Source organism: Sphingomonas sp. Leaf339, from assembly GCF_001426195.1.
Taxonomy (GTDB): domain Bacteria; phylum Pseudomonadota; class Alphaproteobacteria; order Sphingomonadales; family Sphingomonadaceae; genus Sphingomonas.
The window spans coordinates 50,075-65,162 of record NZ_LMRS01000056.1 but is presented as its reverse complement, the minus strand read 5'-3'; the positions used below and the strand labels follow the sequence as shown (position 1 = coordinate 65,162).

The following is a 15,088-nucleotide window of genomic DNA, read 5'->3' as shown; positions in this document are numbered from 1 at the left end:
ACGAACTTAATGCTCGGGACGAAACGCGCGGCGGCAAGGCTGGGCGGTGGTGAAAAACGCATCGCCGCCCAGCACGCCAAGGGCAAGCTGACCGCGCGCGAGCGGCTGGACGTGCTGCTCGACGAGAATAGTTTCGAGGAGCTCGACATGTTCGTCGAGCATAACTGCGTCGATTTCGGCATGCAGGATCAGGTGATCCCCGGCGACGGCGTGGTCACGGGGTCCGGCACGATCAACGGCCGCCTCGTCTTTGTCTTCAGCCAGGATTTCACGGTGTTCGGCGGATCGCTGTCCGAACGGCACGCCGCCAAGATCTGCAAGGTGATGGACATGGCGATGAAGGTCGGCGCGCCGATCATCGGCCTGAACGATTCGGGCGGTGCGCGCATCCAGGAGGGTGTCGCGTCGCTGGGCGGCTATGCCGAGGTGTTCCAGCGCAATGCGCTGGCCAGCGGCGTGGTGCCGCAACTGAGCCTGATCATGGGGCCGTGCGCGGGCGGGGCGGTGTATTCGCCGGCGATGACCGACTTCATCTTCATGGTGAAGGATTCGAGCTATATGTTCGTGACCGGCCCCGATGTGGTGAAGACGGTGACGAACGAGGTGGTCAGCCAGGAGGCGCTGGGTGGCGCGGTGACGCACACGACCAAGACCAGCGTCGCCGACAATGCGTTCGAGAACGATATCGAGGCGCTGCTGGCGGCGCGCGACTTCATCGATTTCCTGCCGTTGTCGAACCGGCTGCCGGTGCCCGAGCGGCCGACGGCGGATGCGTGGGACAGGCAGGAGGACAGTCTCGACACGCTGATCCCGGCGAGCGCCAACCAGCCGTATGACATGCATGAGCTGATCCGGAAGGTGGTCGACGAGGGCGATTTCTTCGAGACGCAGCCGGCCCATGCGGGCAATATCATCACCGGGTTCGGGCGGATCGAGGGGCGCACGGTGGGCTTCGTCGCGAACCAGCCGATGGTGCTGGCCGGGGTGCTCGACATCAATTCGTCGAAGAAGGCGGCGCGGTTCGTGCGCTTCTGCGATGCGTTCGAGATCCCGATCGTGACGTTCGTGGATGTACCGGGGTTCCTGCCGGGTACGGCGCAGGAGCATAACGGCATCATCAAGCACGGTGCGAAACTGTTGTTCGCCTATGCCGAGGCGACGGTGCCGAAGATTACGGTGATTACGCGCAAAGCCTATGGCGGGGCGTATGACGTGATGGCGTCTAAGCATCTGCGCGGTGACCTGAATTATGCATGGCCGACCGCGGAGATCGCGGTGATGGGCGCCAAGGGCGCGGTGGAGATCATCTTTCGCGGGCGTACGCGCGAGGAGATCGCGGAGCGGACGGCGGAGTATGAGGCGCGCTTCGCCAACCCGTTCGTGGCGGCGGCGAAGGGCTTCATCGACGAGGTGATCCAGCCGCATTCCACCCGGCGGCGGATCGCGCTGGGGTTACGGAAGCTGCGGGGCAAGCAGCTGGAGAATCCGTGGAAGAAGCATGACAATATTCCGTTGTGATGCCGTCGTCGTGAGTTTGGCGATTCCATCTGGCGTCCTGCGCGACGCCTTGGGTTGCTTCGCTGCGCTCGCAATGACGGATGGAGAAGCAGGGATATGACCCTCGGCCGCCTCAACCATGTCGGCGTTGCGACGCCGTCGATCGAGCGGTCGGTGGATACGTATCGCACGTTGCTGGGTGCCACCTCGATCGGCGAGCCGTTCGATTTGCCGGCGCAGGGGGTGCGGGTGTGTTTCGTGGATGCGCCCAATACGCAGATCGAACTGATCGAGCCGCTGGACGATGCGTCGCCGATCGCGGGGTTCCTGCGCAAGAATCCGGCGGGTGGGCAGCATCATCTGTGTTTCGAGGTGGCCGACATCCACGCCGCGATTGCCGATCTGACTGCCAAGGGCGCGACGGTGCTGGGTGCGCCGCGGATCGGGGCGCATGGGACGCCGATCATATTCGTGCATCCGCGTGACATGGGCGGGTTGCTGGTCGAACTGATGGAAGAACCGAAGGACCATTGATGGCCCATGACCATATCCTCACCGAGCGGCGCGGCGACGTGCTGGTCGTCACGCTCAACCGACCCGATCGGCTGAACGCCGCGCCGCCGGCGATGTTCGAGGAGATCGCCGGCGCGCTGCGCGATCTGGATGGCGCGCGGGCGGTGCTGGTGCAGGGGGCGGGGCGGGCGTTTTGCTCTGGCGCGGATGTCGCGTCGGGCGCGCTGGCGGCGGCCGATCCGGGGGAGGCGACGTTCGCGGCGCTGACCGGGAGTTATAATCGGACGCTGGCGCTGATCGCCGATCTGGCGGTGCCGGTAGTGAGCGCGGTGCGCGGGCCGGCGGCGGGGATCGGTTGCTCGCTGGCGCTGGCGGCCGATTTCTGTGTCGCGAGCGATACCGCGTATTTCCTGCAGGCGTTCGTCAATATCGGGCTGGTCCCCGATGGCGGCGCGTCGTGGATGCTGCCGCGGCTGATCGGCAAGGCGCGGGCGACGGCAATGATGATGCTGGGCGAGCGGGTGTTCGCCGCCCAGGCGCTGGAATGGGGGATGATCCACCGGATCGCCGCCGATGCGGTGCTGGAGCATGAGGCGTTCGCCTTGGCCGAGCGGCTGGCGACGGGGCCGACGCTGGCGATGGCGGCGATCCGGCGGCAGCTTCATGCCGGGTATGAAGGCGATTACGCCGCCGCGATGGCGCGCGAGGCGGACAACCAGCGCGCGATGCGGGGCACCGCCGATGCCGCCGAGGGCGGTCGTGCGTTTCTGGAAAAGCGCACACCGACGTTCAAGGGCGAGTAGGATGGCCGAGATCGAAACGAACACCGGCGAGGATGCCGGTGCGGCACCGCCTGCGCCGCCGCAGCCCGAACCGGTCAAGCAACCGACGCTGGCCGACTGGCAGGCCGCCGCCGCGCGTGAGGTGAAGGGCCGCGACCTGACCTGGCCGACGCCCGAGGGCATCGACGTAAAGCCGCTCTATACCGCCGAGGACGTGAAGACCGACCCCGGCCTGCCCGGCTTTGCGCCGTTCACGCGCGGCGTACGGGCATCGATGTACGCCGGGCGGCCATGGACGATCCGGCAATATGCGGGTTTCTCGACCGCCGAGGAATCCAACGCCTTTTATCGCCGCAATCTGGCGGCCGGGCAGAAGGGGCTGTCGGTCGCGTTCGATCTGGCCACGCACCGGGGATACGACAGTGATCATCCGCGCGTGACCGGCGATGTCGGCAAGGCGGGCGTGGCGATCGACAGCGTCGAGGACATGAAGATCCTGTTCGACGGTATTCCGCTCGACCAGATGTCGGTCAGCATGACGATGAACGGGGCGGTGATCCCGATCCTGGCGTTTTTCATCGTCGCGGGCGAGGAACAGGGCGTGCCGCGCCACCTGCTCGACGGGACCATCCAGAACGACATCCTGAAGGAGTTCATGGTCCGCAACACGTATATCTATCCGCCCGACCCATCGATGCGGATCATCGCGGACATCATCGCATACACGTCGGCCGAGATGCCGAAGTTCAACAGCATCTCGATCAGCGGCTATCACATGCAGGAAGCCGGCGCGACGCAGGTGCAGGAGCTGGCCTTCACCATCGCCGACGGTCGCGAATATGCGCGTGCGGCGATGGCGGCGGGGCTGGACATCGACAAGTTCGCCGGCCGCCTGAGCTTCTTTTTCGCGATCGGCATGAACTTCTTCATGGAGGTCGCCAAGCTGCGCGCGGCGCGGACACTGTGGCACCGGGTGATGACCGATCTGGGCGCGAAGGACGAACGGTCGAAGATGCTGCGCACGCATTGCCAGACGTCGGGCGTGTCGTTGCAGGAGCAGGACCCGTACAACAACGTGATCCGCACCACGATCGAGGCGATGGCGGCGATGTGCGGGGGGACGCAAAGTCTCCACACCAACGCGCTGGACGAGGCGATCGCGCTGCCGACCGATTTCTCCGCGCGGATCGCCCGCAACACGCAGATCGTGTTGCAGGAGGAGACGGGGATGACGAAGGTCGTCGATCCGCTGGGCGGCAGTTATTATGTCGAGAGCCTGACGCAGCAACTGGTCGACCAGGCATGGACGATCATCGAACGCGTCGAGGCAGAGGGCGGCATGGCGGCGGCGGTCGCCAAGGGCTGGCCAAAGGCGATGATCGAGGAAGCGGCAGCGGCGCGACAGGCGCGGGTCGATCGCGGCGAGGACGTGATCGTTGGAGTCAACAAATACCGGCTGGCCGAACAGGACCCGATCGACATCCTCGACGTGGACAATGTCGCGGTGCGCGAGGCACAGGTGGCGCGGTTGCAGACCATGCGCGCGACGCGGGACGAGACGGCGTGTCAGGCGGCGCTGACGGCGTTGCGGGAAGCGGCGCAGAACGCCCCCGGACAAGGCGAGGGCAATCTGCTCGCCCTTGCCGTCGAGGCGGCGCGGGCACGAGCGTCACTGGGTGAGATATCCGCCGCGATGGAGATCGCGTTCGGGCGATATGGCACGCAGCCGACGCCGGTCAGCGGCATCTATGGCGGGGCGTATGCCGATGACCCGCGCTGGGCACGGCTGACCGATGGCGTCGATGCCACCGAGCGCCGGCTTGGTCGGAAACCAAGGATGCTCGTCGCCAAGATGGGGCAGGATGGGCATGATCGCGGCGCCAATCTGGTCAGCAGCATGTTTGCCGATCTGGGGTTCGAGATCGTGCCGGGTGCGCTGTTCCAGACGCCGCAAGAGGTTGCCGGACTCGCGCTGGAAAGGCAAGTCGACGTGGTCGGTGCATCGTCGCTGGCGGCGGGACACAAGACGTTGATTCCCGAACTGATCGGTTATCTGCGCGATGCCGGGCGGCCGGATATCAAGGTGATCGCCGGTGGCGTGATCCCCGCGCAGGATTACCAGATTTTGCGCGACGCGGGCGTGCAGGCGATCTTTGGCCCCGGCACCAATCTTGTCCAGGCGGCAGAAGAGGTGTTGAGGCTGCTCGGCCATAACATGCCGCCACAAGAGGGTGCCGCATGATCCGTTATGCGTTGCTCGCCGCGCTGATGCTGGCGGGACCGGCCGCTGCCCAAACGCAGATGGCGATGAATCAGCAGGCCGGTGCCGACTGGAAAGCGGCGGATACGGCGATGACGGTGCAGTGGCAGCGCACCTATGCGGCGATGAAGCGGCGCGATGCCGCCGATACGACGCGCGGCGGCGGGGTCGGCTATGCGGCGGCGACGCTCGCCAGCCAGCGCGCGTGGCTGCCGTTCCGCGATCGCCAGTGCGTGATCGAGGGCGCGGAGTATGCGGGCGGATCGATGCAGCCGATGGTACAGCGACAATGCCTGGCGCGGGTAACGCGCGAACGGACGGCACAATTGAAGGATATGATGTGGCAGCGGGGACGATGAACGACGTGCGCAACGACTGGACGCGGGAGCAGATCGCCGACCTGTTCGACCTGCCCTTCACCGACCTGATGTTCCGTGCGCAGGCCATCCACCGCGCGCATCATGCGCCGGACGAGGTGCAGTTGTGCACATTGCTGTCGATCAAGACCGGCGGTTGCCCGGAGGATTGCGGATATTGCTCGCAATCGGTCAGTGCCGACAGCGGGCTGAAGGCGGAAAAGCTGATGGACGTCGATGCCGTGCTGGCCAGCGCGGCCGAGGCGAAGGCGGCGGGATCACAGCGTTTCTGCATGGGCGCGGCATGGCGCAACCCCAAGGACCGCGACATGGACAAGGTGGTCGCCATGGTCGAGGGCGTGAAGGCGATGGGGCTGGAAACCTGCATGACCCTGGGCATGCTGGAGGCGCCGCAGGCGCGGGCGCTGGCCGAGGCGGGGCTGGATTATTACAACCACAATATCGATACCTCGCCGGAGAATTACGGCAACGTCATCACCACGCGGACCTTTGCGGACCGACTGGAGACGCTGGGCTATGTCCGCGATGCGGGGATTTCGGTGTGCTGCGGCGGGATCGTCGGGATGGGTGAGACGCGGAGTGACCGGGTCGGTTTCGTCCATGCGCTCGCCACGTTGCCGCGCCATCCCGAAAGCGTGCCGGTGAACGCGTTGGTGCCGGTGAAGGGCACGCCGCTGGGCGATATGCTGGCGGGGACGCCGATGGCGAAGATCGACGACATCGAATTCGTCCGCACCGTCGCGGTCGCGCGCATCACGATGCCGCTCAGCATGGTGCGCCTGTCTGCCGGGCGCGAGAGCATGTCGGAAGCGACGCAGGCGTTGTGCTTCATGGCGGGCGCGAATTCGATCTTCACCGGTGACAAGCTGCTGACCACCGGCAACGCTGGCGACAGTGCGGATGCGGCATTGCTGGCGAAGCTGGGCGTGCGGCCGATGACGGGTGCCGAGCCGATGCGGGTGGCGGCGGAATAGTCTCGCTCGCTGGCGAGAACGGTTAGGGAAGGGGCCTGTCCTTCCCACGAAAACACGCCCGGACGCGGACAGGCCCAACCGGCCCATCCCGCAAGCGGGAGGGGAGTTGAGGATGTTCAAGAAAATCCTGATCGCCAATCGCGGCGAGATCGCGTGCCGGATCATCCGCACCGCGCGGGCGATGGGGATCGCCACGGTGGCGGTGTATTCGGATGCGGATGCGCGCAGCCCGCATGTGCTGATGGCGGACGAATCCGTGCGGCTGGGGCCGGCACCGGCGGCGGAAAGCTATCTGAAGGCGGAACTGATCCTGCTCGCAGCCAAGGAAACCGGCGCGGATGCTATCCATCCGGGATATGGCTTCCTGTCGGAGCGCGAGAGTTTCGCGCGGGCCTGTGCCGAGGCGGGCATCGCCTTTATCGGGCCACCGCCGGCCGCGATCGCGGCGATGGGCGACAAGATCGAATCGAAGAAGCTGGCGCAGGCCGCCGGCGTCAACGTCGTCCCCGGTTTCCTGGGCGAGATCGACGACACCGACCATGCGGTGCGGATCGCGGGGGAGATCGGGTATCCGGTGATGATGAAGGCGTCGGCGGGCGGCGGCGGCAAGGGCATGCGGCTGGCGTGGCACGAACAGGACGTGCGCGACGGTTTCGAGGCGACGAAGCGCGAGGGGCTGGCTAGCTTCGGTGACGACCGCGTGTTCATCGAGAAGTTCATCGAGAGCCCACGGCATATCGAGATCCAGCTGCTCGGCGACCAGCACGGCAACATCGTCTATCTGGGCGAGCGGGAATGCTCGATCCAGCGGCGCCACCAGAAGGTGGTCGAAGAGGCCCCGTCGCCGTTCGTCACGCCGGCGATGCGCCGTGCGATGGGCGAACAGGCGGTCGCGCTGGCGCGGGCGGTGGGGTATTTCAGCGCGGGCACGGTCGAGCTGATCGTGTCCGGCGCCGATACCAGCGGCACCGGGTTCTACTTCCTGGAAATGAACACGCGGTTGCAGGTGGAGCATCCGGTGACCGAGGCGATCACGGGCCTTGATCTGGTCGAGCAGATGATCCGGGTGGCGGCGGGCGAGCCGCTGGCGTTCGGGCAGGACGACGTGACGCTGGACGGCTGGGCGATCGAGACGCGGGTGTATGCGGAGGACCCGTATCGGGGCTTCCTGCCGAGCATCGGGCGATTGGTGCGGTATAATCCGCCGTATTCTTCTGTTCCCCTCCCGCCTGGGGGAGAGGCCGGGGACGGGAAGGTCTCGGACGATGCACGTGAAACAGTCCCCACTCCGCTCGCGAGCGGGAGCGTTACGGAAGAGGCTTATACCCGCGTCGACGATGGCGTCGCCGAGGGGGGCGAGGTGTCGATGTTCTATGACCCGATGATCGCCAAGCTGATCACCTGGGCGCCGACGCGCATCGCCGCGATCGATGAGCAGATCGCGTCGCTGGATGCGTTCGAGATCGAGGGGCCGGGGACCAATCTCGATTTCCTGTCGGCGTTGATGCAGCATCCGCGTTTCCGCGAAGGCGCGCTGACCACGGGGTTTATCGCCGAGGAATATCCGGACGGATTCCACGGGGCGCCGGCCGATGCGGAATTGCGTCGGACGCTGGCGGCGGTCGCGGCGTTTGCGGCGACGGCGGAGGCGGATCGGGCGCGGCGGATCGACGGGCAGCTTGGCCGGCGCCTGCCGCCGCCTGCCGACTGGACCGTGCGGCTGGATGATGCGGAGCATGAAGTTCAGGTGTCCACCGATGGCATCATGGTGGATGGCGAGGCGATCGACCTCGCGCTGGAATACACGCCCGGCGACCGGATGGTGCAGGCAGAGATCGGCGAGACATCGCTGACGATCCGGCTGGCGCCGACGCGCACCGGTTTCCGCCTGTCGACGCGGGGCGCCTCGCACGACGCGCGGGTGTTGCCGTCGCGGGCCGCGCCCTATGCGCGGCACATGATCGAAAAGGTGCCGCCCGACCTTTCACGGTTCCTGCTGGCGCCGATGCCGGGGTTGCTGGTGCGGCTGGATGTCGCGGCCGGCGACCGGGTGGAGGCGGGGCAACCGCTGGCCGTGGTCGAGGCGATGAAGATGGAGAACATCCTGCGAGCCGGCAAGACGGGTGTGGTGAAGAGCATCGAGGCGAAGACCGGCGACAGTCTGGCGGTCGATCAGGTGATCCTGGAACTGGAATGAAACGGCACGCGCGACAAACTGCGACATAATAGCGCTGGACGGTTACACGTTGCCCGGCCATTTCTCTGGCATGGTCCGAGCCCGCGTTTTACTGATTACCACCACGCTTGCGTTGGGGGCGTGTTCCGTCGGGCCGGATTATCGGCCGCAGACGCCGGCCGAACTGGGCGTGCCGGTCGCCTATTCGGTGCCGGCCGCGCCGACGCCCGAAGACCTGACGCGTTGGTGGAACCGGTTCGACGATCCGGTGCTGGGCCGGCTGGTCGAACAGGCGGCGACCGCCAACACCGATATCGCGCAGGCCGTTGCCCGCCTGCGCCAGTCGCGCGAGGCGCTGGTGCAGAGCCGGGCCAGCCTGTTGCCGACGCTGTCGGGATCGACCGGCTATCAGCGCAACGAGAACCTGCGGGGTGGCGGTCGGTCGTTCACGTTGCCCGACGGCACCGTCGTCGATACCGGCGCGGGCGGGACGAACAGCTATTCGATCGGGCTGTCGGCCAGTTATCAGGTCGGCATCTTCGGCGAACTGCGCCGCACCGTCGAGGCGAGCCGTGCGCAGTACGAGGCATCGGGTTTCGATTATGCCAGCGTCCTGCTGTCGGTGCAGAGCGAGGTCGCGCGCAATTACGTGATCGCGCGCGGATTACAGGCGCAGATCGCCAATGCCCGCGCCTCGCTGGGCATTCAGGACGACAATCTGGAGATTGCGGGGTTCCGCGTGCAGGCGGGCCTCGTCTCCAGTCTGGACAGCGAACAGGCGCGGGCGCAGCGGGCGCAGACCGCCGCGACGATCCCGTCGCTGGAACAGCAATACAATGCCGCCGTGTCGCGGCTGGGCGTGCTGACCGGGCAGGCACCGGGGGCGTTGAAGCCCGAACTGGCGACGACGAAGCCGATCCCCGCCGGGCCGGTGACGATCGGTATCGGCATTCCCGCCGATACGCTGCGCCAGCGCCCCGACGTCCGCTCCGCCGAACGCGCGCTGGCCGCCGCGACGGCGCAGATCGGGGTGGCCAAGGCGCGGCTGTATCCGGCGCTGGCGATCACCGGCAACATCAACACCAACGCGACGTCGCTGTCCGGGATCGGCGATGCGATCACCGGCGGGTTGTTCGCGGGATTGACGCAGGCGATCTTCAACGGTGGCCGGTTGCGCAGCCAGGTGCGGACGCAGGAAGCGGTCGCGGACGGCGCGCTGGCCAATTACAAGGGCACCGTGCTGCTGGCGCTGGAGGACGTCGAGAACGCGATCGTGGCGTTGACGACGGCGCGGGCGCGCGAACGGGAATTTGCGATCGCGCTGGATGCCGCGAACATTTCCGCGATCCTCAGCCGTAGCCAGTATCGATCCGGCCTGACCGATTTCACGACGCTGAACCAGCAGGAGTCGGCGTTGCTGTCGGCACGTAACGGCCTGACGCAGGCGCGGGCCGATGCCGCGACGGCGCAGGTCGCGCTGTATGTTGCGCTCGGCGGCGGCTGGGATGCGTCGACCGTACCCGAAGCGCCGCCGCGCAGCATTCCGGCGGGGACCACGGCTCTGCCGGTTCCCGTTCCGACGACCACTCCCGTAAGCGAGACCCGTTGATGGCCGACCAGAACACCGATGAATTTCTGGGCGTAAAACCCGTCCCGGCGTGGCGTCGTTACGTCAAATGGGTGGTGATCGTGGTCGTCGTGGTGGCGCTGGCGCTGTTGCTCAACCGCTGTTTCGGCGGATCGGATGCGGTGCAATATTCGACCGCTCCGGCGCAGCGCGGCAATTTGACGGTCAGCGTATCGGCGACGGGCAAGCTGGCGCCGACCAATCAGGTGACGGTCGGATCGCAGTTGTCGGGCCTCGTCACCAAGGTCGTGGTCGATGTGAACGACCGGGTCACCGCCGGCCAGCCGCTGGCGCAGATCGATCCTGAACAGATCGACGACCAGATCCGCGCCGGGCAGGCGACGCTGGCCGCCAATCAGGCACAGGTCGGGCAGGCGCAGGCGACCGTGTCGGAGGCCAACGCGCAACTGGCGCGGTTGCAGGAAGTATATCGCCTGTCGAACGGTCGCGTACCATCGGCCACCGAACTCCAGACCGGCCGCGCCAACGCGCAGCGGGCGATCGCAGGGCTGAAGACCGCGCAGGCCAACGTCGCCGCCGCGCGCGCGCAGTTGGCGCAGTCGCAGACGCAGCGCAGCCGGGCGATCATCCGCAGTCCGGTATCGGGCGTGGTGCTGGCCCGGCAGGTCGATCCCGGCCAGACCGTGGCCGCCTCGTTCAACACGCCGACGCTGTTCGTGATCGCCGAAGACCTGACCAAGATGAAGCTGGAGGTCGCGATCGACGAGGCGGACGTGGGCGAGGTGAAGCTGGGGCAGAAGGCGACCTTCACCGTCGATGCCTTTCCGGGGCAGACTTTTCCGGCGGAGATCACGCGGGTCGACCTGGGATCGAATCTGACGGTTAGTTCCGCGACTGCCTCCACCTCGACCAGCACGGCGGCGACGACGGGCCAGGTGGTGAGCTACGCCGCCGATCTGACGGTGGCCAATCCATCCGGCCAGTTGCGGCCGGGGATGACCGCGACGGCCGATATCGTGACGTCTGATAAGCGCAACGTGCTGCTGGTCCCGAACGCGGCGTTGCGGTTCAAGCCGACGGCCGGGGCTGGTGGCGCGCAGGGTGGCATCGCCGGCTCGCTGACGTTCCGTCCGCGCCGCGACCGGCCGGAGCGGACCGCGACGCTGGGGCGGGGTGCAACGCAGACGGTGTATGTGAAGTCGGCGGACGGCACGCCGCAGGCGGTGCAGATCACCACCGGCGACAGCAACGGCACGATGACCGAGGTGCTGGGCGGCGATCTGAAGCCCGGTGCGCAGGTCATCACCGGGCAGTTGGCGAGTGGCGATGGCGCGACCACGTCGCGACGTGCCGGTGGCCAGCGTCGACAGGGTGGCGCCGGTGGGCAGTGAAGCGCACTCCCCCTCTCCTTCCGGGGAGGGGGCAGGGGCAGCCCCGCCGCTGATTTCCCTTCGCGGCGTGACCAAGGTGTATGGATCGGGCGCGACGCAGTTTCAGGCGTTGAAGGGCGTCGATCTGGATATCACCGGCGGTGATTTTGTGGCGGTGATGGGGCCGTCGGGATCGGGCAAGTCGACGACGATGAACATCCTCGGCTGTCTCGACATGCCGTCAGCGGGCGAGTTCACGTTCCGGGGCCACCATATCGAAACGCTGGACCGCGATCAGCGCGCGTTGCTGCGGCGAAAGTATCTTGGCTTCGTGTTTCAAGGGTTCAACCTGTTGTCGCGTACCTCCGCCCTGGAGAATGTCGAGCTGCCGCTGCTGTATCGCGGTGAGGACAAGAAGGCGCGGCGCGAGCTGGGGATGGCGGCGCTCGACAAGGTCGGGCTGGCCGACTGGTGGGACCATACGCCGGCCGAACTGTCCGGCGGTCAGCAACAGCGCGTCGCGATCGCGCGGGCGATCGTGACCAGTCCCGACGTGCTGCTGGCGGACGAGCCGACCGGCAATCTGGATTCGGAACGTTCGGTGGAAATCATGCAATTGCTCACCAACCTGAATCAGGAGAGCGGCATCACCGTGCTGATGGTGACGCACGAGCCCGACATGGCGGCGTTCGCGCGGACGGTGGTGCATTTCAAGGACGGGCTGGTGGAGCGGATCGAGGCGCAACACCTGCAGGGTGAGGCGGTGGAGGCGTAATGTTCGGCACCACACTCGTCCTCGCGCTGCGGTCTATCCGGCGGCATTTGTTGCGGTCGTTCCTGACCATTCTCGGCATCGTGATCGGCGTCGGCGCGGTCGTGACCATGGTGACGCTGGGCAAGGCGACCACGGCGGCCGTGCAGCAGCAGATTTCGGCGCTGGGCACCAACGTGTTGCAGGTCCGGCCGGGGCAGGGCTTCGGCCGGGGCGGCGGTGGACCGCGGCCGCCCGATTTCAAGCCGGAGGACGTGACCGCGATAGCCAATCAGGTCGCCGGCGTGACCGCCGTGGCACCACAGGCGAGCGCGACGGCCACCGCGATCTATGAAGGTGCGAACTGGTCGACGACGATCAACGGCACCACCGCGGCGTTCCTGACGGTGCAGCCATGGCCGCTGACCGCCGGGCGATACTGGACACCGGCGGAGGAAGAGGCGGGCAAGGCGGTGTGCCTGATCGGCAATACCGTGCGCCAGAACCTGTTCCGGGGCGGCGCGGCGGTCGGCACGCGGATGCGGCTGGGCAATATCAGTTGCGACGTGATCGGCACGCTGTCGACGCGCGGGCAGGGCGGGTTCGGCGATCAGGACGATGTCGTGGTCATGCCGATCAAGGCGGTGCAGCGCCGTTTCACCGGATCGCGCGATATCCGGTTGATGCTGGTCGGTGTCGATACCGCCTATTCCACCGCCACGGTGCAGGCGGGGATCATGGACCTGCTCCGCGAGCGGCGGAACATCGTCGGCGGCAAGGAAGATGATTTCAACATATTCGACACCAAGCAGATTTCGGACACGCTGACCGGCACGACGACGTTGTTGACGCGCATCGTCGCGGCGGTGGCGGGGATCAGTCTGGTAGTCGGCGGCATCGGCATCATGAACATCATGCTGGTGTCGGTGACGGAGCGGACGCGCGAGATCGGCATCCGTCTCGCCATCGGTGCGGTCGCGCGCGAGGTGCTGTTGCAGTTCCTGGTCGAGGCGGTGGCGCTGTCGTGCCTAGGCGGGTTGATCGGGCTGGCGCTGGCGCAGCTCGTAATCCTGGCGCTGGTGCCGGTGATGCAGGTGCCGTGGACGTTCGATCCGCAGATCAACGTGGTCGCCTTCGCGATCTCGGCGGTGATCGGTGTCGTGTTCGGTTACTTCCCCGCCCGGCGGGCGGCGGCGCTCAATCCGATCGACGCGCTCCGGCACGAGTGAGCGCTTCCGGCGCGTTGACCAGCTCGCGGAGTTCTTCCAGTTCCTCGGGCGTATCGACGTCGATCAGTTCGGCCGGGGCGGTCACGACATGGCGGCCCGCCTTGATCATCTGGTTGGCGCCGTGTTCGCCGGTCAGCGCGAGCAGATCGTCGAAGCGGTCGCGGCCGAATAGCGCGGGTGGCTTGGGCTTGGCGCCGTCGCTCGACGCCACGACCGCGCTCACGCCGTCCACCGCATCGTACAGGCGATAGATGTGCGTGGCGGTGACGCGGGGCATGTCGGCCAGCGCGATCAGCACCGCGCTCGCGCCCAGTTCCTTCGCGCGCGCCACGCCGATCTTCACCGATTTCGACATGCCCTCGCCCGGATCGGGATTGTGCAATTGGGTGAAGCCATAGGGCGTGTAGTCGATCCGGCCGCCATCGACGATCGCCAGCCGCTCCATGAACGGCATGCTTTCCAGCGCGACGGCGACGTGCAGGCCGAGTGCGCGACCGAGGAACGGTTCGGTCAGCTTTGACCCCACATCGCCGAACCGGCCCGACTGGCCGGCGGCGAGCAGAATCAGGACGGTGTTCTCAACGCTTATCATGGAACGCGCCCACCATGGCGGCAGCGATCGACAGCGCGATCTCCGACGGGCCGATCGCGCCGATATCGATGCCGACGGGGGCGTCGATGCGATCGATCTTGTCCGCCGTGACGCCTGCCGCCGCTAGCCGATCCCGCCGCGCGGCATGGCTCCGGCGGCTGCCGAGCGCGCCGACATAGGCGGCGTCGCTGGCGAGTGCGGCGATCAGGCCGGGGTCGTCGATCTTGATGTCGTGGCTGAGCGTGACGACGGCGGTGGCAGGACCGGGCCGATACGCGGCGATCGCCTCGTCCGGCCAGCGATCGTCCAGCGTTACGCCGGGGAACCGTTCCTCGGTCAGGAAGCGCGCACGGGGATCGATCACGACCGTCGCGATGCCCAGTTCGCGGGCTAGGCCAGCGAGCGCCTGCGCGATCTGGACTGCGCCGACGATCAACAGGCGGCGCGGCGGGTCGTAGCGGTTGAGGAACACCTCGCCGGTCTCGGCCCCCATCAAAGTATTACTTTGATGGGAACTCTCAGCGGGGCGCAGGTCGGAATGGCCGGTCGCCAGATCGGTGGTGACGGTCAGGGCATCGCCCTGACCGCGGGCCTCGGCGATGCGGTCGAACAGTTCGGGGTCGAAGCCCTCCGCCGACACCGGCTGCACCATCACCGCGATCTCGCCGCCGCAGGGCAGGCCGACTTCCCATGCCGCCGCGTCGGCGACGCCGTAGTTCCTGACCTGGAACGGCGCGCCCGCGATTACCTCGGCGGCGGTCTGGAGGATGTCGCTTTCGACGCAGCCGCCCGAGACGGACCCCTCGAACCGGCCATCGGCGTGGACGAGCATATGGCTGCCGCGCGGACGCGGGGCGCTGCCCCAGGTCGACACGACGGTCGCCAGCGCCAGTTTCTCGCCCTTCCAGTCGCGTGCTGCCGCCAGCACGCTGTCATTCTCGGCCATGTCTCTTCTTTCGTTCTTCCCCTGACGCGGGGC

General features: G+C 66.9%; 13 protein-coding genes. 11 read left to right on the top strand and 2 right to left on the bottom strand.

Annotation, left to right across the window (positions count from 1 at the left end; genetic code table 11):
* The first annotated feature begins 9 nt into the window (after nucleotides 1-9).
* The 11 genes from ASG67_RS15810 to ASG67_RS15760 all read left to right on the top strand — a co-directional run bounded on the left by ASG67_RS15810 (nucleotide 10) and on the right by ASG67_RS15760 (nucleotide 13,517).
* A complete protein-coding gene (locus tag ASG67_RS15810; protein ID WP_156460860.1) occupies nucleotides 10-1,518 on the top strand; it encodes an acyl-CoA carboxylase subunit beta in 1,509 nt (502 codons plus the stop codon).
* A 96-nt stretch (nucleotides 1,519-1,614) separates the two neighbouring features.
* Complete coding sequence (mce, locus tag ASG67_RS15805; protein WP_056532113.1) at nucleotides 1,615-2,031, top strand: methylmalonyl-CoA epimerase; 417 nt, start codon at nucleotides 1,615-1,617, stop codon at nucleotides 2,029-2,031.
* Nucleotides 2,031-2,813, top strand: coding sequence for an enoyl-CoA hydratase-related protein (locus ASG67_RS15800; RefSeq protein WP_056532112.1), 783 nt, complete (start codon nucleotides 2,031-2,033; stop codon nucleotides 2,811-2,813). The genes mce and ASG67_RS15800 overlap by 1 nt, the downstream gene beginning before the upstream one ends.
* Before the next feature lies 1 nt (nucleotide 2,814).
* Nucleotides 2,815-5,034 (top strand): methylmalonyl-CoA mutase, encoded by a 2,220-nt coding sequence (gene scpA, locus ASG67_RS15795; protein ID WP_082543584.1) that lies wholly within the window; start codon nucleotides 2,815-2,817, stop codon nucleotides 5,032-5,034.
* Entirely contained in the window at nucleotides 5,031-5,411 is a 381-nt protein-coding gene (locus tag ASG67_RS15790; protein WP_056532110.1) for a lysozyme inhibitor LprI family protein, read from the top strand. The genes scpA and ASG67_RS15790 overlap by 4 nt, the downstream gene beginning before the upstream one ends.
* Entirely contained in the window at nucleotides 5,408-6,403 is a 996-nt protein-coding gene (gene bioB / locus ASG67_RS15785) for a biotin synthase BioB (RefSeq protein ID WP_056532108.1), read from the top strand. Before ASG67_RS15790 ends, bioB begins: the two co-directional genes overlap by 4 nt.
* 112 nt (nucleotides 6,404-6,515) lie before the next feature.
* On the top strand, nucleotides 6,516-8,600 hold the full coding sequence (locus ASG67_RS15780; protein ID WP_056532106.1) for an acetyl/propionyl/methylcrotonyl-CoA carboxylase subunit alpha: 2,085 nt from the start codon (nucleotides 6,516-6,518) through the stop codon (nucleotides 8,598-8,600).
* Between the two features lie 70 nt (nucleotides 8,601-8,670).
* A complete protein-coding gene (locus ASG67_RS15775) occupies nucleotides 8,671-10,188 on the top strand; it encodes an efflux transporter outer membrane subunit (protein ID WP_056532104.1) in 1,518 nt (505 codons plus the stop codon).
* Nucleotides 10,188-11,558, top strand: a complete 1,371-nt coding sequence (locus ASG67_RS15770) for an efflux RND transporter periplasmic adaptor subunit (RefSeq protein WP_056532102.1) — start codon at nucleotides 10,188-10,190, stop codon at nucleotides 11,556-11,558. The genes ASG67_RS15775 and ASG67_RS15770 overlap by 1 nt, the downstream gene beginning before the upstream one ends.
* Complete coding sequence (locus tag ASG67_RS15765; RefSeq protein ID WP_235535251.1) at nucleotides 11,494-12,312, top strand: ABC transporter ATP-binding protein; 819 nt, start codon at nucleotides 11,494-11,496, stop codon at nucleotides 12,310-12,312. Before ASG67_RS15770 ends, ASG67_RS15765 begins: the two co-directional genes overlap by 65 nt.
* The gene (locus ASG67_RS15760; RefSeq protein WP_056532100.1) at nucleotides 12,312-13,517 is read left to right on the top strand and encodes an ABC transporter permease; all 1,206 of its coding nucleotides are present in this window, start codon (nucleotides 12,312-12,314) and stop codon (nucleotides 13,515-13,517) included. The genes ASG67_RS15765 and ASG67_RS15760 overlap by 1 nt, the downstream gene beginning before the upstream one ends.
* On the opposite strand, the gene ASG67_RS15755 is transcribed toward ASG67_RS15760, so the two are convergent.
* Together ASG67_RS15755 and ASG67_RS15750 are read right to left on the bottom strand one after the other, a co-directional pair.
* Nucleotides 13,486-14,109 (bottom strand): nucleotidyltransferase family protein, encoded by a 624-nt coding sequence (locus tag ASG67_RS15755; protein ID WP_056532098.1) that lies wholly within the window; start codon nucleotides 14,107-14,109, stop codon nucleotides 13,486-13,488. The genes ASG67_RS15760 and ASG67_RS15755 overlap by 32 nt on opposite strands.
* Nucleotides 14,096-15,055, bottom strand: coding sequence for an XdhC family protein (locus ASG67_RS15750; protein WP_056532096.1), 960 nt, complete (start codon nucleotides 15,053-15,055; stop codon nucleotides 14,096-14,098). The genes ASG67_RS15755 and ASG67_RS15750 overlap by 14 nt, the downstream gene beginning before the upstream one ends.
* Between the last annotated feature and the right edge of the window lie 33 nt (nucleotides 15,056-15,088).

Coding starts and splice junctions, on each gene's coding strand:
- ASG67_RS15810 (WP_156460860.1), top strand. CDS start 10: ATGCTCGGGACGAAACGCGCGGCGGCAAGGCTGGGCGGTGGTGAAAAA.
- mce (WP_056532113.1), top strand. CDS start 1,615: ATGACCCTCGGCCGCCTCAACCATGTCGGCGTTGCGACGCCGTCGATC.
- ASG67_RS15800 (WP_056532112.1), top strand. CDS start 2,031: ATGGCCCATGACCATATCCTCACCGAGCGGCGCGGCGACGTGCTGGTC.
- scpA (WP_082543584.1), top strand. CDS start 2,815: ATGGCCGAGATCGAAACGAACACCGGCGAGGATGCCGGTGCGGCACCG.
- ASG67_RS15790 (WP_056532110.1), top strand. CDS start 5,031: ATGATCCGTTATGCGTTGCTCGCCGCGCTGATGCTGGCGGGACCGGCC.
- bioB (WP_056532108.1), top strand. CDS start 5,408: ATGAACGACGTGCGCAACGACTGGACGCGGGAGCAGATCGCCGACCTG.
- ASG67_RS15780 (WP_056532106.1), top strand. CDS start 6,516: ATGTTCAAGAAAATCCTGATCGCCAATCGCGGCGAGATCGCGTGCCGG.
- ASG67_RS15775 (WP_056532104.1), top strand. CDS start 8,671: ATGGTCCGAGCCCGCGTTTTACTGATTACCACCACGCTTGCGTTGGGG.
- ASG67_RS15770 (WP_056532102.1), top strand. CDS start 10,188: ATGGCCGACCAGAACACCGATGAATTTCTGGGCGTAAAACCCGTCCCG.
- ASG67_RS15765 (WP_235535251.1), top strand. CDS start 11,494: ATGGCGCGACCACGTCGCGACGTGCCGGTGGCCAGCGTCGACAGGGTG.
- ASG67_RS15760 (WP_056532100.1), top strand. CDS start 12,312: ATGTTCGGCACCACACTCGTCCTCGCGCTGCGGTCTATCCGGCGGCAT.
- ASG67_RS15755 (WP_056532098.1), bottom strand. CDS start 14,109: ATGATAAGCGTTGAGAACACCGTCCTGATTCTGCTCGCCGCCGGCCAG.
- ASG67_RS15750 (WP_056532096.1), bottom strand. CDS start 15,055: ATGGCCGAGAATGACAGCGTGCTGGCGGCAGCACGCGACTGGAAGGGC.